The 15,625-nt window shown below is 37.4% G+C and carries 16 protein-coding genes; 2 read left to right on the forward strand and 14 right to left on the reverse strand.

Features of this window, described 5'->3' with window-relative positions; translation table 11 throughout:
* Positions 1 to 11 precede the first annotated feature (11 nt).
* Positions 12 to 809 carry an Rrf2 family transcriptional regulator gene (locus tag P9E47_RS05110; protein WP_326162732.1) on the reverse strand — a complete coding sequence of 266 codons (798 nt, stop codon included), beginning with the start codon at positions 807 to 809 and terminating at the stop codon, positions 12 to 14.
* Between the two features lie 394 nt (positions 810 to 1,203).
* On the opposite strand from P9E47_RS05110, the gene P9E47_RS05115 reads away from it, so the two are divergent.
* Positions 1,204 to 1,452, forward strand: a complete 249-nt coding sequence (locus P9E47_RS05115; RefSeq protein WP_003331213.1) for a ferredoxin — start codon at positions 1,204 to 1,206, stop codon at positions 1,450 to 1,452.
* 91 nt (positions 1,453 to 1,543) lie between these two features.
* On the opposite strand, the gene P9E47_RS05120 is transcribed toward P9E47_RS05115, so the two are convergent.
* The 11 genes from P9E47_RS05120 to rluB form a co-directional block, all read right to left on the reverse strand.
* Positions 1,544 to 2,764 carry a hypothetical protein gene (locus P9E47_RS05120; protein WP_003331214.1) on the reverse strand — a complete coding sequence of 407 codons (1,221 nt, stop codon included), beginning with the start codon at positions 2,762 to 2,764 and terminating at the stop codon, positions 1,544 to 1,546.
* Complete coding sequence (gene sigX, locus P9E47_RS05125) at positions 2,757 to 3,290, reverse strand: RNA polymerase sigma factor SigX (RefSeq protein WP_003331215.1); 534 nt, start codon at positions 3,288 to 3,290, stop codon at positions 2,757 to 2,759. The genes P9E47_RS05120 and sigX overlap by 8 nt, the downstream gene beginning before the upstream one ends.
* Positions 3,291 to 3,373: 83 nt before the next feature.
* The gene (locus P9E47_RS05130) at positions 3,374 to 4,846 is read right to left on the reverse strand and encodes an adenosylcobinamide amidohydrolase (RefSeq protein WP_003331216.1); all 1,473 of its coding nucleotides are present in this window, start codon (positions 4,844 to 4,846) and stop codon (positions 3,374 to 3,376) included.
* A gap of 9 nt (positions 4,847 to 4,855) precedes the next feature.
* On the reverse strand, positions 4,856 to 5,911 hold the full coding sequence (locus P9E47_RS05135) for a FecCD family ABC transporter permease (RefSeq protein WP_039957281.1): 1,056 nt from the start codon (positions 5,909 to 5,911) through the stop codon (positions 4,856 to 4,858).
* Positions 5,874 to 6,851: an ABC transporter substrate-binding protein gene (locus tag P9E47_RS05140; RefSeq protein ID WP_003331219.1), complete on the reverse strand. Its 978-nt coding sequence runs from the start codon at positions 6,849 to 6,851 to the stop codon at positions 5,874 to 5,876. Before P9E47_RS05140 ends, P9E47_RS05135 begins: the two co-directional genes overlap by 38 nt.
* A gap of 88 nt (positions 6,852 to 6,939) precedes the next feature.
* Entirely contained in the window at positions 6,940 to 8,724 is a 1,785-nt protein-coding gene (locus P9E47_RS05145; protein WP_003331220.1) for an ATP-binding protein, read from the reverse strand.
* Positions 8,724 to 9,443, reverse strand: a complete 720-nt coding sequence (locus P9E47_RS05150) for a response regulator transcription factor (RefSeq protein ID WP_003331221.1) — start codon at positions 9,441 to 9,443, stop codon at positions 8,724 to 8,726. The genes P9E47_RS05145 and P9E47_RS05150 overlap by 1 nt, the downstream gene beginning before the upstream one ends.
* 62 nt (positions 9,444 to 9,505) lie before the next feature.
* Positions 9,506 to 10,690: a c-type cytochrome biogenesis protein CcsB gene (gene ccsB, locus P9E47_RS05155; RefSeq protein WP_003331222.1), complete on the reverse strand. Its 1,185-nt coding sequence runs from the start codon at positions 10,688 to 10,690 to the stop codon at positions 9,506 to 9,508.
* Positions 10,691 to 10,703: 13 nt separating this feature from the next.
* Positions 10,704 to 12,296, reverse strand: coding sequence for a cytochrome c biogenesis protein ResB (locus tag P9E47_RS05160; RefSeq protein WP_003331223.1), 1,593 nt, complete (start codon positions 12,294 to 12,296; stop codon positions 10,704 to 10,706).
* 17 nt (positions 12,297 to 12,313) lie between these two features.
* The gene (resA, locus tag P9E47_RS05165; protein WP_039957283.1) at positions 12,314 to 12,844 is read right to left on the reverse strand and encodes a thiol-disulfide oxidoreductase ResA; all 531 of its coding nucleotides are present in this window, start codon (positions 12,842 to 12,844) and stop codon (positions 12,314 to 12,316) included.
* 56 nt (positions 12,845 to 12,900) lie between these two features.
* Positions 12,901 to 13,629 carry a 23S rRNA pseudouridine(2605) synthase RluB gene (gene rluB / locus P9E47_RS05170; RefSeq protein ID WP_003331225.1) on the reverse strand — a complete coding sequence of 243 codons (729 nt, stop codon included), beginning with the start codon at positions 13,627 to 13,629 and terminating at the stop codon, positions 12,901 to 12,903.
* A 179-nt stretch (positions 13,630 to 13,808) separates the two neighbouring features.
* On the opposite strand from rluB, the gene P9E47_RS05175 reads away from it, so the two are divergent.
* Positions 13,809 to 14,372 (forward strand): Uma2 family endonuclease, encoded by a 564-nt coding sequence (locus P9E47_RS05175; protein ID WP_003331226.1) that lies wholly within the window; start codon positions 13,809 to 13,811, stop codon positions 14,370 to 14,372.
* Here P9E47_RS05175 and P9E47_RS22910 read toward each other — a convergent pair.
* On the reverse strand, positions 14,367 to 14,699 hold the full coding sequence (locus P9E47_RS22910) for an RHS repeat domain-containing protein (protein WP_081585674.1): 333 nt from the start codon (positions 14,697 to 14,699) through the stop codon (positions 14,367 to 14,369). The two genes, P9E47_RS05175 and P9E47_RS22910, sit on opposite strands and share 6 nt — an antisense overlap.
* The gene (locus tag P9E47_RS05180) at positions 14,617 to 15,147 is read right to left on the reverse strand and encodes a hypothetical protein (RefSeq protein ID WP_003331229.1); all 531 of its coding nucleotides are present in this window, start codon (positions 15,145 to 15,147) and stop codon (positions 14,617 to 14,619) included. The genes P9E47_RS22910 and P9E47_RS05180 overlap by 83 nt, the downstream gene beginning before the upstream one ends.
* Between the last annotated feature and the right edge of the window lie 478 nt (positions 15,148 to 15,625).

Below are 15,625 nucleotides of genomic sequence, written 5' to 3' on the forward strand. Positions count from 1 at the left end.
GATTTATTTAATCATAATAATTCATAAGTTTTTTGCGCTGACTGGGTTAACGGTACTATTGACTGATCATCTTGTTCAACCAATGACATAAGATGGCGATACCGAATTGGATTCGTTTCGATTGTATCTATCATGTAATGTAGAACCGCTTGAAAGAGTAGGAAAGTATATTCCGTATCAAGTTGTAGGATACTACCTATCTGTTCAATCGTGTATCCAACCCGGTGGTATCCGCTCAGGTGCAATACAAATATTTCAGCCTGCATCTGTGGTAAAGGTTGAAGCAAACTAAAAACTTCATTAAAAATTTCACCCGCTGTATCGTAGCGATTCCTTATTTTCTTAAGATAGCTTTTTACAAAGCGTTGTGTTTCATCGTCATTAATAACAGGTGTGAACGATGAATTTTCGTACAATAAAAAAGACAAGGTTTGAACCGCAAGCGAAAAGCGCTGCCATAGCAAGAGAGCTTTTTTATGATTTTTCCACCCATTCAAATATGGTGGTATTGGATACTTTTTCTTATAATTTTCTAAATAAAATAAGCCCTTTTCAGTTAAAATATATGTATCCTTTCTCGTCAAAGAAATAACATCACTAGTCTGAAGTTCAAAAATAATATCATTAATATCTTTTTTGGATAGCTGTTGCATCAATTGAAAAAAGGACTCTAGCTTAAATAATTTTGCATCTTGAATCGTTTGGGAGGATTTTTTCCCTTGCAGTAAATGATAGATCGCATAAATCGACCTTTCACCATTATATTTTGAAAGGCAATGCAATACGACAAAAAAACGAAATCGTTCCACAGCTTCGAATCCTTTCTGCCATTTAATTTATCAAATGCGCCTTGCTCGAAAAATTACCTTTGAAAATCTGAGGCATCCGCCGGAGGCTTTAACTTTGTTCAGCAGGGGGTTTGTACTCCTCTAAATTAGAATATTAATTTGAATTCAGTTCACCACTTATGGAAGTGGGGGACTTCTGCTGAATAAAGTTAATAATATTTTAGCAAATTATGACGAAAAAAGGATGAATAAACTTATCGTATTGCTGGAAAATGGGCAAAGCTTGTGGTGATAAGCATTCTCATTGTACTTTTCTATTGAAAAGTTGCACAAAGGCGTTTACAATGTTTATGAGTCTTAAATATGACTCTTCGGAGTTATATATTATTTTACAATTTTGTGGGAGGTTTTTTTCATGGCAAAATATACGATTGTAGACAAAGAAACTTGTATTGCATGTGGTGCATGTGGAGCATCTGCGCCTGATATCTATGATTACGATGATGAAGGTATTGCATACGTAACATTAGACGATAACCAAGGTATTGTTGAAATTCCTGATGTGTTAATCGATGACATGATGGATGCATTTGAAGGTTGTCCGACTGACTCAATCAAAGTTGCTGACGAAGCATTTGATGGTAACCCAACTAAATTTGAATAATTAATACATAAACCTCTCAACTGTTAAAGTTGAGAGGTTTTTTTATATCTAGCTCCAGTTTATACGTCGCTAAACAGGCGCTTACGCTTTCCTAGTAAGGCATTGGATTGACTGCTAATGGTACTTGAATAGACTCCAGCATATTAAATGGCCCAATAAAGTCTACTGTGGCATTCTTAAATTCAACTGTTTGTGCACCATGTTCTTTCGCCGTCATCAAAATGGCTTCCACCATTAATAAATTCGTTTCATCATTAGTTAATGTCGTACCTTCAGCAAATTCAATAACAGCATGATGCGTACTTGGATCAATGCCGACACTTTTAAATTGAATAGATTCAGGTATTGCCGGCTTAATTTGCTGAAGATCGATTTCCATTGGCAATTTCATCTCTTCTAAAGCCTTGGTAAACTCGACTTCTTTGGGAAAGGGTACTAGGAATTTCTGAATTTGTCCATTAGGCTGAAAAATATAATATAAGCGCTTTGCTTTCTCCTTTTCTAGATCAAGTACTTTAAGTTCACCATAATTACCAAGCATAATTCCCGGCTTACTATCTGTACGAAATTCAACGGTAGAAACCCCGAGTTGCTTTGCCATCTCTTTTACAGTTGATAAAAACATGATTTCCATTGCTGAGCCATTGCCATATGGATGGTTTTCCGGAACGTCGATGATTAGCTTTTTAACTCCATTGTCCATTTGTTCTTCACTAAATTTGACATTCTCTAGAATGTAGCTTGATAAACCCCAATCTTCTTCGTGAAGATGCTCCTGAATCGTCTCAATTCGTTCCAGATTCGTCATTTCCCCGTCCTTTGGCACAATAAAACTAATAGGTACAATAAATTGGGCAAACACATCAGGAACGGCCACAGTAATAATTTCTTGATCTTCTGGTAACTCTGTAATAAGATGTGACCCGCCATCAAATGCCATTCGAGTCATCATTCCTTCTTCTGCCATCATTGTAAAATTTTCTGGTTCTTCTTGTTTTTCACCTATGATTGACTTTTGAACATTCGCTTTTTTATTAACTTCTTCAGTTGCACTGTCTTGTTCGTAGAGGAATGACGGTATGACTAACGAAACAATAATAATAGCAGCAATGGATGCCAGTGTCGGCAAAATCCAGGTCCTCTTCCTCTTGGGTGTCTTTATAAGATCGTTTCCGTTCACATCAATCTTCTTTTCTTCTAATCGAGAGGATATATTTGCAAAAAGCTGTTCAGGATCTTGAGTGTCCTTCACTTTTGGCATATTTCGTAGCAATTTCTCTAGCTGGTCGTCATTAAATGTTGATTTATGCATTTGTCATCCCCTCCTTATTATAGACTTCCTCCATCAAGGATTTTAAAACCTTTAAGCCGCGATGCTGCGTTGTCTTTACTTTGCTTTCTGTCCATCCTAAGATGTCAGCTGTTTCTACAATTGAAAAAGACTGAATATATCTTAAAACTAGTACTAATTTTTGGTCAACAGTACAGTTTTCCATACATTGATACATAAGCTGAATTTGCTCATTTTGGATCGCCACTTCTTCTGGAAGCGGTGCAAGATCTTTCAATAGGAACTTTACTGTATCATCATCAATTGCATTTCCATCTGCCGTTCTCTTTTGTTTGCGAAACCAATCAATGGCAACGTGCCTAGCAATAGAAAACAGCCATGTTTTCTCACTACTTCTTCCTTCGAACCGATCGTACGATTGAAGTACTTTTATATATACCTCTTGAACGAGATCCTCTGCCTGTTCTCTATTTTTTACCATGTAAAACAAAAACTGAAAAAGGTCATAATGATAAAGGTCATAGAACCTTTGAAATATGTCCTTCATGCTGCAAAAACCTCCCGTTCTCTCATATAGTCGTTAACTTTGGGCCAAAAGTTTCATTCAATGTAATATGTATATTTTTGAAATTAAGAAAGGGAGCCCATTCTCCGCAGATATTTTTGAATCGCTTCATTCGTTGCACTAAATACCGCTTGTCCGATAGCCCTTCCTAGAGGTGTGATCGTACCCGCATATTCAAGGAAATAGCCAGTTTGAGTGGAAGCAATAAGTAAACTATCAGTTGAAGTTCCTGTAGCCATCGTTTTCGTTTCAGGGTCAAGTATATTATTTTCATGAATAGCCCTGACCTTTGCTTCTGTAGCCGTCATCATCGCCTGAACGAAAGCGGAATCGGGTAGATTCCCATCGATAAATATCCACGTATTAATAGTCCCTGGTGTATAGACAAAATCTGTTCGCAAATAGGCCTTTGATACATCCACGGCATTACTTACTCCAGCCGTAACAACAACATATAGTGAAAATTGGGCCAACTCTATTATTTTAAATACGGCATCTTCCAATCTAGCTGCTGTCATCATCGCAACGGTGTAAGTAGGATCAATTCCAATCGTTGTAAGGTAATCTTTCAATTCACTTTCCGGATCATCGATATTGTAATTCATATCCACATGTCTATTAGTAAAAAACTTGCTCCAGCTAAAACCCGAATTAATTACAGCAGATGATAGCGTCTTTAAGGGCTTCGATGATTCGACAATAATCGTTTCACGTGATTGCTTCGTCTTTAGCATTGAAAAAATATCATCCCGCTCTACACCTTTACTTGGTGAAAGGGTAATTAAAGGTGTTGGCACATTTGGATGCTGCCTTTTAATTAATTTTGTATGGTACACATTATAGAGCTGCTCTTCTTGCAGCACATTTTGTGGTTCGTCGAGGCTGATTACCTTACCTTCATTCAATAATAATAACCGACTGCAATACAGGCTTGCCATATTCAAATCGTGAAAAATAGCTACAACCGTTAATTGTTTTTCCTTCACCCAGTGATTAAGCGAGTCAAATAAACTTATTTGGTGTTGTATATCAAGATGATTTGTCGGCTCATCCAAGAGCAATATTTCCGGCTCTTGAGCAAGGGCTCTTGCCAAAAAGACCCTCTGCTTTTCACCACCGCTCAATAAATCAAGAGGACAATCGGCAAGATGTGAAATATTCGTTAGTTGGATCGCGTTTTGTACCGCATTTTCATCTTCAATTTTCCAAGACGGGAAAATCCCTTTTTGATAGGCGTAGCGGCCTAACTTTACTGTTTCTTTGACAGTGTAAGAGAACGAAATTTCATTTATTTGAGGGAGAACTGCTACTTTTTTGGCCAGGTCTTTAATCTTATAATCTTGAATAGATCTGCCATTTATACAAATACTTCCTTTTGAGACAGGAAATTGACCAGAGAGCATTTTTAAAACTGTCGTTTTTCCGCTGCCATTTGGACCCAAAATCCCAAAAATCTCTCCTTTCTTCACTTCAAAGCTAACATTATCAATAACCTTTTTCTGGTGATAACCACCGGAAACATTCTCAACTTTTATCACTATAATCCACTACCTTTTACGATTTCTATTAAAGAAAATGAATGCAAATACTGGTGCTCCAATAATCGATGTAATAACACCTATAGGAAGTTCCTGTGGAGCAATAATAGTCCGGCTTACAAGGTCTGCTAAGATTAAAAACGAGCCCCCATTTAACATCGCTAAAGGCAATAATCTAAAATGATTAGGTCCCCAAAGCATCCTAGTTATATGTGGAATGACAAGACCCACGAACCCAATTATTCCCGAAATGGCAACTGCTGAACCCGTTAGGAGCGACGCACCGATTAAAATAAATAGCTTTCTTTTTGCAACATCCACGCCAAGCTGATAGGCGGTTTCCTCTCCAAAAGAGAGTGCATTTAACTCCTTGCTATTGAGGATTAGAATCAAAGCACCTATGAATGTAAAGGGTAGTATCATATAAACATAAGCCCAACCCCGCATTGAAACGCTACCCATTAGCCAAACAACAATTTGCCTGAGCTCCTCTCCCGATAAAGCAATCATTAAAGAAATAACTGCCCCTAAAAAGGAGCTGAAGATGATTCCTGTTAGAATGATCGTTTCAACTGATATTTTTCGATCGACAATTCGCGAAAATGTCAAGACAAGGAATAAAGTTAATAAAGCAAAAATGATACTCATAATTGGCAAAGTAAACGAACCGATAACAGGGAGAGTCAACCCTAAAAAAAGAACAATGACCGCCCCAACTGATGCTCCAGATGAAACACCAAGTGTATATGGATCAGCGAGTGGATTTTTTAATAGTCCTTGGAAGGAGGCACCAGCAATGGCTAATGAAAATCCAACAAGCATTGCTAATAGTACTCTAGGCATTCTGATCGAAACGACAATGTTATACACCATTGGACTTATTTCATCCGCTATTGGCGATGAAATCCAACCATTAGTCATAATATGTAAAATTGTGGAAAAGGGGATTGAAAGAGAACCAACTGAAATCCCCAAGAAAATGGTTATCACTAAAAATAATATCGATAAAGCATAAGGAATAACCTTACTATTTATTAAATACTTCTGGATAGATGACAGACGCAAGCTCTTCTACTCCTTCTATCAATCGTGGACCCGAACGATTCGTTTTATCAGCGTCTACTTCAAAAACACGGTTTTTTTTCACAGCGGGTACATCTTTCCAAGCCGGTCGACTGTACACCATCTCAGCTGGATTTTCAACATAAAAACCATAGGTCACAACAATGACATCGGGGTTTAAAGAAATAGCATCTTCTTCTGTAAACTGAACCCAGCCTTCATAATCGCCTGCTGCATTTTTAGCATTGATAAGTGTTAGCATATCATCCATAAATGTATCTTTACCCGTAGTATAAAGGTCTGGTTGCGGCTGTACCTCAACCCAAACCGTTTTCTTTTCCTCGTCAGAGATAGTGCTGGCTTTTTCTTTGATTTTCTCTAATTTTTCTTTCATTGTTGAAATGATTTCAGTTGCTTTTTGATCAGCTCCAACAGCCTTTCCAATTAAAGCAATGGAATCATATACTCCGTCAAAAGAAGTTGCATCAGGTACAACCACTACAGGAACTCCTACACTTTGCAGTTGCTTATACCCCTCCTCATTTGACATTCCTGAAGCATTTGCCAACACTAGGTCAGGCTCTAAAGCCAAAACCTTTTCAACATTAAAGTCTAAACCACCAACTTTCTCAATTTCTAAAACTTCTTTAGGATAGTTATCCCAATCCGTTACTCCAACTACCTCATCCCCTGCTCCTAAGGCGAAAGCAATTTCAGTATTACTTGGCATCAACGAAACAATTCTTGTTGGCTTGTTTTCAATTGTGATCTTAGTTCCTGTTGCATCCGTTAATGTTACTGGGAATCCATTCCCCTGCTCGATTCCAGCTTTAGATTCGGGGGCTGCTTGCTCTTTTGTGTTCGCTCCTGAACAACCAATTAAACTAACTAAAAACAATAGAACGAAAGACATCGCAATCAGAGATCTATTCAACTTTCTCATACTAGCACCTCTTCTTTTTCCTCTTTATTCTAAAAATAAAGCCCATCCATTCATTAGGATGGGCTTGACGATATATATTATTTACAGTTTATGCACGAGGGATAAAAAATGAAAATGTCGTCCCTTCGCCAAGCTTACTTTGAACTGAAATATATCCGCGGTGGGCTTCAACAATGTTTTTGGCAATTCCTAGCCCTAGGCCGGTTCCAGCACGGCCTCTTGTCCTTGCTTTATCGGCCTTATAAAATCTTTCAAAGACAAATGGTAAGTCTTCTTCTGGAATTCCGGAGCCGGTATCTTTTACAGAAATTTGGAAGCCCTCCTGTAGGGACTCAACACTAATTGTCACTGAACCACCTTCAACCGTATGGCGGATCGCATTATCGATTAAGTTTGTTAAAACTTGTTCCATGCGGTCAGCATCAATTAACATCGTGTCATCCGTGTCACTTAACTGTAAATCCAGTTTTACCCCATGCTCAATTGAAACACCAGAAAATTTCCTAATAATTCTATTAAAATAAGCCGAAACCGGAATATGCTCTAGGTTGAGGTCAAGATGCCCAGATTCCATTCGGGCAAGGTCAAGAAGTTCATTAACTAATCGACCCATCCTTAATGATTCATCATAAATAATCTGTGCCATTTCTCTTTTTTCTTCTTCCGTTCCTGCAATATCATCAATGATAGCCTCACTGTACCCTTGAAGCATTGAAATCGGGGTACGCAGTTCATGTGATACATTGGCAATGAAATCTTTTCGCGATTTATCAAGCTTTCGCTCTTCTGTCATATCACGGAGAACGGCCACTGTCCCACGAATAGCCTCTTGGTCATATAAAGGTGTCATGAGCACAACCCAACTTCTGCCTTGTATCGAAATTTCAGCAATTTGTTGTTTTTCAGTTAAAATAACTTTTTCCAAAATACCTTTCATTTGACTAGGCAAAGGCTGCTCAGCCTCATTTTGCATATTATTTTCAAAGTAGAAGGCCTGCAGTAATTTTTTGGCCGGTGGATTTGATATGATAATATTACCTTTCCGGTTCATCGTTATCACACCATCAGCCATACTGCTTATAATACTAGTTAATTGTTCCTTTTCTTGATTAAGCGCCTCAATATGGTACTCTAGTTGTCTGCCCATTCGATTAAAGGCTAGCGCCAGCTCTCCAATCTCATCATGGGTCAAGATTGGGACTTTCGCATTAAATTTTCCTTTGGCCATTTCAAAAGCAGCTTCTCTCATAATTCTTAGTGGAGCTGTAACCCTTGATGAAAGAAAGAAGGCAAAAATGGTCGTTAAAATAATCGCGATGCCGGCACTGACAATAATAATCTTAGTTGTCTCTTTAGATGTTTGACTGACAACGTCTAAGGATTGATAGATAAAAACACCGCCGTGTTTACCTTCCACACGGCTCATTGGAACACCTACTATTAAAATTTCGTTATAAATTTCATCTTCTTTATTAATGATTTTAGGCGGATAGGCTAATTTACTTACTGTCTTTCTCTTTGTCAGCACCTCTGACAACTCTTTATCATTATAAATAAATTCGATTGGTAAATCAGCCAGCTTATCATCATTTGGGGAATACCAATGATCCCCTTTCCAGTCAATAATCATCACTTTTGATGCCGGATCAATGACTTCCCAGGCGATGGAAAAGGCTAATTCATCATCACCATAGGTTTCCATTATTTTCGATACCTTTGCAGCTAATTGAGTAAGCTCCTTCTCAGCTTCAGTTACATGGAAAGTTTCAAAGAATTGTAATAATAGAATTGTTAAAAGTAATAATACCGCTGATACAAGTAAAAGGATCGTAAACCAAAGTTTACCAACTACACTTCTCCAGAACCATAGCATTACTCAGACACAACCTCGAATTTATAACCTACACCCCAAACTGTGACAATCATTCTAGCAGCGTTACTAGAAACCTTATTAAGCTTTTCTCTTAACCGCTTCACATGGGTGTCAACTGTTCGTAAATCACCAAAAAATTCATAATGCCATACTTCTTTTAACAATTGCTCACGGTCAAAAACTTTATCTGGGGCTTTTGCCAGGAAATACAATAACTCATACTCCTTAGGAGTTAAACTTACATCCTTGCCTTCTGCCGTGACTCGGTGTGCATCATTATCAATCGTTAAGAATGGATACACAATAACATCCTTTGTTGTCGGTTCAGTTTGTAAAAATACTGTCGTTGACGATCTTCTTAACAATGCTTTAACACGCAATACCACTTCGCGCGGGCTAAACGGCTTAACAATATAATCATCTGTGCCAACCTCAAATCCTTGGACACGATTGGCTTCTTCTCCTTTTGCTGTTAACATAATAATCGGGGTAGCCTTTTTTTCACGTAATTGTTTACAGACCTCAATACCATCAATCCCAGGCATCATAAGATCAAGCAAAATCAGATCAAAGTCTTCTGAAGTAGCTTTTTTAAGGGCTTCTTCTCCATTTTCAGCTTCCTCAATCATGTAATCTTCTCTCTCTAAATACATCCTGAGTAATCGGCGAATTCTTTCTTCGTCATCCACTACTAATATCTTTGCTTGACTGTTTTCCATTCGAATCTTCCCCCTAATTATTTTATTATGACATAATTCAGGATTTTTCTACCACTTTTTGTCTAACCTGCATAAGAATGTAAACCAGCAATAACTAGATTCACCGCAACTAGGTTAAACATGATGATCGCAAAGCCAACTACAGCTAACCAAGCCGATTTTTCACCATGCCAACCTTTTGATAGACGCAAATGTAAAAATGCTGCATAAAACAACCATGTTATGAGAGCCCATACTTCCTTTGGATCCCAGCCCCAGAATCTTGTCCAGGCAACCTGAGCCCAAATCATGGCAAATATCAGCGCCCCCAACGAGAAAACAGGGAAACCGATTGTAACGGAGCGATAACTGATCTCATCTACTAAATCAAGATTTACATTTTTTAATACTGGTTGAATGGCTGCTGCAATCCGCTTTCGCAATAGTAAGCGAATCAACCCATATAAAATTAAACCTGAAAATAATGACCAAATTAACGTATTAAACTTCTTTGGCGCATTGGCACCATTCATCCAAGATGGAGTCTCAAATACTGGGCCAAACCCCTCTGTCAGCTTTTCTCCATCCATCGGACCCGCAATTGCTGGCATATTATAAACAATTTCTGCCTCTTTCTGTGTTTCATTAACCCATTTGAAAGTTGTTTCATAATCCATTGCTTTAAAAGTAGAGGATACGATAACAAAACCAATAACACTGATAATCCCATATAAAATAAACTCCAGCCAAAATGTTCTCTTACTTGACTTTGTTTGGTCAACAACATGAATCAAATAAATTAATCCCGCCGCAAAGCTTATCGCGAGTATCGCCTCACCTAAAGCTGCCGTTGTAACGTGGATGTATAGCCAATGACTTTGTAAGGCCGGAATTAACGGTGAAACCTCTCTTGAAAACATCGCTGCATAGGCTATTACTAATAATGCGACCGGCATTGTAAAAGCCCCAATTAACGTATTTTTATACATAAAATAAATGATTATAAAAGCGAATACGAGCATCATTCCGAAGAATGTTGTGTATTCGAATAAATTACTAACCGGCGCATGTCCTGAAGCAATCCACCTTGTAATAAAATAGCCCATTTGCGCTATAAATCCGATAATTGTAACAATGATTCCCAACTTCGCCCACTTATTCGTATTTGCTTTTGAATGTTTATCACGGATCGATGCTGCAAAAAATATCGTTGCAAGCAAATATAAAATAAATGCAACATATAATAAATTACTGCTTATTTCCACCAAATAACTCGCCCCCTTATTTCACGTTTTCCTGCTGATCGTTTGGGATCGGTAAAACGGTCCCTTTAAACATCGTTTCGATCTCTCTTTTTAGTCCATACCAATTTTTATTCGTATGCGCCGCTACCATTATGCCTTTTTCATTCTTTTGAATCCAAATGCGTCGATGGTTCCAATACATCCCCTGGATGACACCAAGCATGAAAAGAATACCGCCAGCAATAATAATACCTATTGTCCGGTCAAGACGAACTGTTAATCCGGTTGCATTTCTTGTTTTCAAATCCTGAAACGCCATTCTATATTTATTCTCACCAAATGGTTCTGCATTGGATTGAATTCCAACAAAACTTACTTCACCGTCTGGAACGGCAGGTGAGAACATTTTGAAAATAAAGGCAGGATTATCTGGTAGTCTATTTTTAGTATTCGGATTGCCTTCATCATCGAAATAAAAATTAGGAAAATAACTCATAATTTCAACTTTATAGCCATTCCCTAGGTCATATGATTTTTCTGGATTTTCCAAATTAATAACGACGTTGCCGAAGCCTTTCTTAGTATTTTTTTCTACAAGTTTAAAGGTCATTTCATAAAATTCACCAAGTTTATAGTCTGTTTGATAGAGTGCAAACCCTTCGAATTTTAATGGCTCATTTACACGAACTTCCTGTTCTTTAATCATTTTAAGTTCAGGCTTGGTTCCTGGAACAACTTTATCTACACGTTCATAAAGGACAACATCTGCTTGGAAGTTTTTAGGCATTCCCATGCCAACGGTAAAGTTATCTTCCTCATCATAGACTTCCTTTATGAATTGCTTATTTTCTAAATAATACTTCCCTTCCGTACCCGGAATAACTTTTGTTTCCCCGTCACGGAGCCATAGTGCATCATCAATATACATGCCCGGGAAAAAGCGAAGCATGGCTCCGATTAGAAAGATAATCAAACCAATATGATTCACATAGGGGCCCCAGCGTGAGAACCGACCTTTTTCAGCAAGGATATTTCCATTTTCTACACGGACATTATAACGCTTCTTTTTTAGCGCTTCTACCCAAGTATCAATTGACTCAGGTGCATCCACATTTCCTTCTCCAAACAAACGTTGTCTTCTAAGAAAGTTTTCATTTCTTTTAACCCCTTGTTTTTTAAGGGCTTTATATAAAGGCACAACGCGGTCCAAAGAACAGATCACAAGTGAAATTGCAATCGATGCAACAAGGATCATATACCACCATGAACCATATAAATTATTGAAGCCGAGCTCGAAATATATTTGTCCTAAAACCCCATATTCCTGCTTATAAAAATCACTTGGAGACATATTCTGGGGTATGTACATCTCCTGCGGAAATAATGTCCCTAGCGCAGAAGCAAGCAATGTGATAACAATTAACCAAACTCCAACCTTAACAGAAGAGAAAAAATTCCAAATACTATCTATAAAAGTTTTTTTATATGTTTGTGAGCGTCTTGCACTTCCCTCATAACGCATATCTAAAAGGCCCTGGGTATCCGCCTCTTCAAACGACTTACCACAAGCCTCACAGAAAATGGTTCCATGCGGGTTGACATGTCCACATTCACATTTTACTTTATTCATCTTACTCCCCCAACAACTTATGGCTTGATTCTTTCCATATGACTTTTAATTAACTCTTCAGTTAATTGTCCAGTAATGATATCGACGATTTTACCATCTTTGTCTACTAGAAAAGTAGTTGGCAGCGGATTGACTCCATATGCTTCAAGTACCTCTAATTTTTCATCAATGGCTACTGGGAAGGTCATTCCTTTTCGTTCAACAAAGTTTTTAACTGAAAGTTCGGGTTCTCCAACATCAATAGCTAATACCCCAACACCAAGATCTTTATATACTTGGTATTGGTTTTCTATGTAAGGCATTTCTTTCTCGCATGGCTTACACCATGTACCCCAGAAATTTAGAAAAACACCTTTTCCACGATAATTATCAAATTCAACTTGGTTTCCATTTAGATCTGTTAGCACAAAATTCGGTGCCTGATCACCTATTCCTACCAATTGTTTATCAGTAAAAAAGTTTGTATAAAGCGTATACGCTAGTGCCCCAACTAAAACAATCAGGATAATAGTTCGTACTACCAACCGCTGCTTTTTCAAACCAAACATCCCCCATTTTATTTTTTCCTATTATAGCATTAAACAATCTATCCATAGTGTTAATATTATGAATGTTGTGTGACAGCCAAGTTGCGGAGCTGTTTAACCTCATGTGGGGTAAGTTCACGATAATCTCCAGGATTTAATCCTCGTAAATCAAGAAAACCATACCTTTCCCTTTTCAGCTTCTGAACTTTATAGCCTATTGCTTCGAACATTCTTCGAACTTGGCGGTTTTTACCTTCATGGATAATAAGTTGAACAATCGATGTTCCCTTTTTTTTGTCAAGTGATAGCATCTTTGCTTTCGCAGGTGCGGTTTTCCCTTCTTCTAATTGCACACCCTTTTCTAATTTTCTTAAGTCCTCACGGGTTGGGATGCCATTTACTTTTGCAACATATTCCTTTTCGATGTTATATTTCGGGTGCATTAACACATTAGCAAATTCGCCATCATTCGTAAGAAGGAGCAAACCTGACGTATGATAATCCAATCTTCCAATTGGAAAAATTCTTCTCTTTTCGAAAGGGAAGAACTCAGTGACCACTTTTCTATTTTTATCATCTGTAACTGCTGAGATCACTTCTCTAGGTTTATATAATAAATAATAGACAGGTACCTCTCTTTGAATAGGAATTTCTTCGACTTCGATTTTATCATTTGCGGATACCTTAACACCCAGTTCTTTCACAATCTTACCGTTAACTTTTACCTTCCCTTCGGTAATTAATTGTTCTGCTTTTCTTCTGGATGCAATCCCAGCATGCGCAATCACTTTCTGCAAACGTTCCATAGTATTTTCACCTCAGATTCCATCTTACTTGTATCATTCCCAATTCTCAAGCGGTAGCACAAAATTTTGTCGAAAATATAGAAAACCGTCTTAAACGGGCAAAATGATTAAAGGAAATAAAGTGTTGTGTATCGAATTGAAATAATAACAGGAATTTTGAGAGGAAGGAGATTTTCTATATGAGCTTGCCTAAAGAAAATTTCGTTACGATCCGAGAATATTATGAGTTGAGAGAGCAAAGCGATGTTTTATTGGAGTATATAGACGGTGTTGTATTCACATCTCCCTCTCCATCAACGATTCATCAGCGAATCTCGAGTCGTTTACATGCTCAATTATTTAATTTGTTAGAAGAAAAAGAATGTGAAGTCTTTCATGCTCCTTTTGATATTGAGTTGAAGAAAGAAGGGGTGGAAGGAAATAAGATTGTTATACCTGATTTAAGTGTTATTTGTGACAAAAGTGGATTAACGCAACAAAAGTATATAGGTGTTCCTGCTATGATTATTGAAATTATTAGCCCTTCCAATCAATCACATGATTTGGTCACAAAGTTGAACATTTACATGCAATATGGTGTAAAAGAATACTGGATCGTCAATCCTTTACTAAATACCATTCAAGTATACTTGCTAAATGAACAAGGACAGTATCAGCAAAAAGACATTGTAAGAGAAAAAGGAAGGATTTCATCCGAAGTCATCTCAGGATTTGAAGTAAATGCAGAAAAATTGTTTTCATAAAAACTTTTTACGATTTTTCGCAATTAGCTCCGATTGGTAGCTTTTTTTTATTTTATCCGATACTAAATTAAATGTCACCGGAACCAATCTTAAATATCTGTTTATATGATTATTTTCGCTATACAAGTATAAATTTGTAGAAGGAACAATATCTCTTGAAAGATATCGGCCTATTAGTGGTTCATACCACCGCATACTCAAATAATAAAGCTTTGTTTCCTCATCATAAAAATAGCTTGCATATCTAAATGGATTTTCTTCTCGTAACTGTCTTTCCATTTCCAGTTTTAGCTGTCCCTGTTGATGTGAAGATATTGCCGAATGCATTATATTCGTAGGTTACCACCGTGGTTCCGGTTTTATCCTTCAACCCGATAATGTCCCCATGACCGTTGTGGACATAATAATAATTGACAGCTGCTCCACTTATATAATCAGTCATTGTTACTAAATCGCCTGTGTAAGTCCGGATAAAACTGTAAAAGATTTGGTTGTTTTCATCGGCAATATAGGCTAAATGCCCGGCATCATAATAGTAATGTTCGGTTTTCTTACCATACACTACTTTCTTTGTCCGTTTTCCCTTATAATCATAATAATAGGATGCGATTGCTACTGCTGCATTTACTTGTTCTACGTACGATAACCGATTAGATGAATCGTAGTAATATTTATGGCGATCATCTCTAATTTGGTTCCCATTCCGGTCATACTGGTAGGAGATGGTGGTTACACCGCCCCAGCACTTGAAATTTTTTGTTCGTTTCTTAGGCAACTTGTTAGATCATATTGAACTGTTTTGATCTATCCGAAAAAAGTTACTTGAATGTGCTTAACTTTGCTGATATCGGATTGGATATTTGGAGTTATTTTTAGCATAAATTGATCAAAAATTAAAAACGAGTCCGGTACAATACCGAACTCATTTTACCCAAGCTTCCTAATGAAATAACTGTGTCTGACTTTTAGGGGTCACTTCATTTAGTTGTGCATGATTTGAAAAAGCATCCTTTTGAAACTAACTCAGGTTTGGCTTTTATTTTTCCTCGCATATACAATCGAAAATCCTATCCAAATAGCAGAAATAATATTCGTTAAAATTAAAAGCACCGTTATATAATTCGATTGGAAAAAATGAAAGAGAAGGAATACTATGGAATTTCCAAAAGACCAAAAAATCAAACTCAAAGAAATGTTTTTCCTATACTTCTCCTTATAATAAAAAAAGAGAAATCACGAGTGTTGATTAACCA

The organism is Schinkia azotoformans, assembly GCF_035811335.1.
In the GTDB taxonomy this organism is placed as follows: Bacteria; Bacillota; Bacilli; order Bacillales; family Bacillaceae_J; genus Schinkia; species Schinkia azotoformans.

Bases quoted from the DNA above. Each gene is read 5' to 3' on its own strand.
- P9E47_RS05115 (WP_003331213.1), top strand. From the start codon at position 1,204: ATGGCAAAATATACGATTGTAGACAAAGAAACTTGTATTGCATGTGGT.
- P9E47_RS05120 (WP_003331214.1), bottom strand. From the start codon at position 2,764: ATGCATAAATCAACATTTAATGACGACCAGCTAGAGAAATTGCTACGA.
- sigX (WP_003331215.1), bottom strand. From the start codon at position 3,290: ATGAAGGACATATTTCAAAGGTTCTATGACCTTTATCATTATGACCTT.
- P9E47_RS05140 (WP_003331219.1), bottom strand. From the start codon at position 6,851: ATGAGAAAGTTGAATAGATCTCTGATTGCGATGTCTTTCGTTCTATTG.
- P9E47_RS05145 (WP_003331220.1), bottom strand. From the start codon at position 8,724: ATGCTATGGTTCTGGAGAAGTGTAGTTGGTAAACTTTGGTTTACGATC.
- P9E47_RS05150 (WP_003331221.1), bottom strand. From the start codon at position 9,443: ATGGAAAACAGTCAAGCAAAGATATTAGTAGTGGATGACGAAGAAAGA.
- P9E47_RS05160 (WP_003331223.1), bottom strand. From the start codon at position 12,296: ATGAATAAAGTAAAATGTGAATGTGGACATGTCAACCCGCATGGAACC.
- resA (WP_039957283.1), bottom strand. From the start codon at position 12,844: ATGTTTGGTTTGAAAAAGCAGCGGTTGGTAGTACGAACTATTATCCTG.
- rluB (WP_003331225.1), bottom strand. From the start codon at position 13,629: ATGGAACGTTTGCAGAAAGTGATTGCGCATGCTGGGATTGCATCCAGA.
- P9E47_RS05175 (WP_003331226.1), top strand. From the start codon at position 13,809: ATGAGCTTGCCTAAAGAAAATTTCGTTACGATCCGAGAATATTATGAG.
- P9E47_RS22910 (WP_081585674.1), bottom strand. From the start codon at position 14,699: ATGCATTCGGCAATATCTTCACATCAACAGGGACAGCTAAAACTGGAA.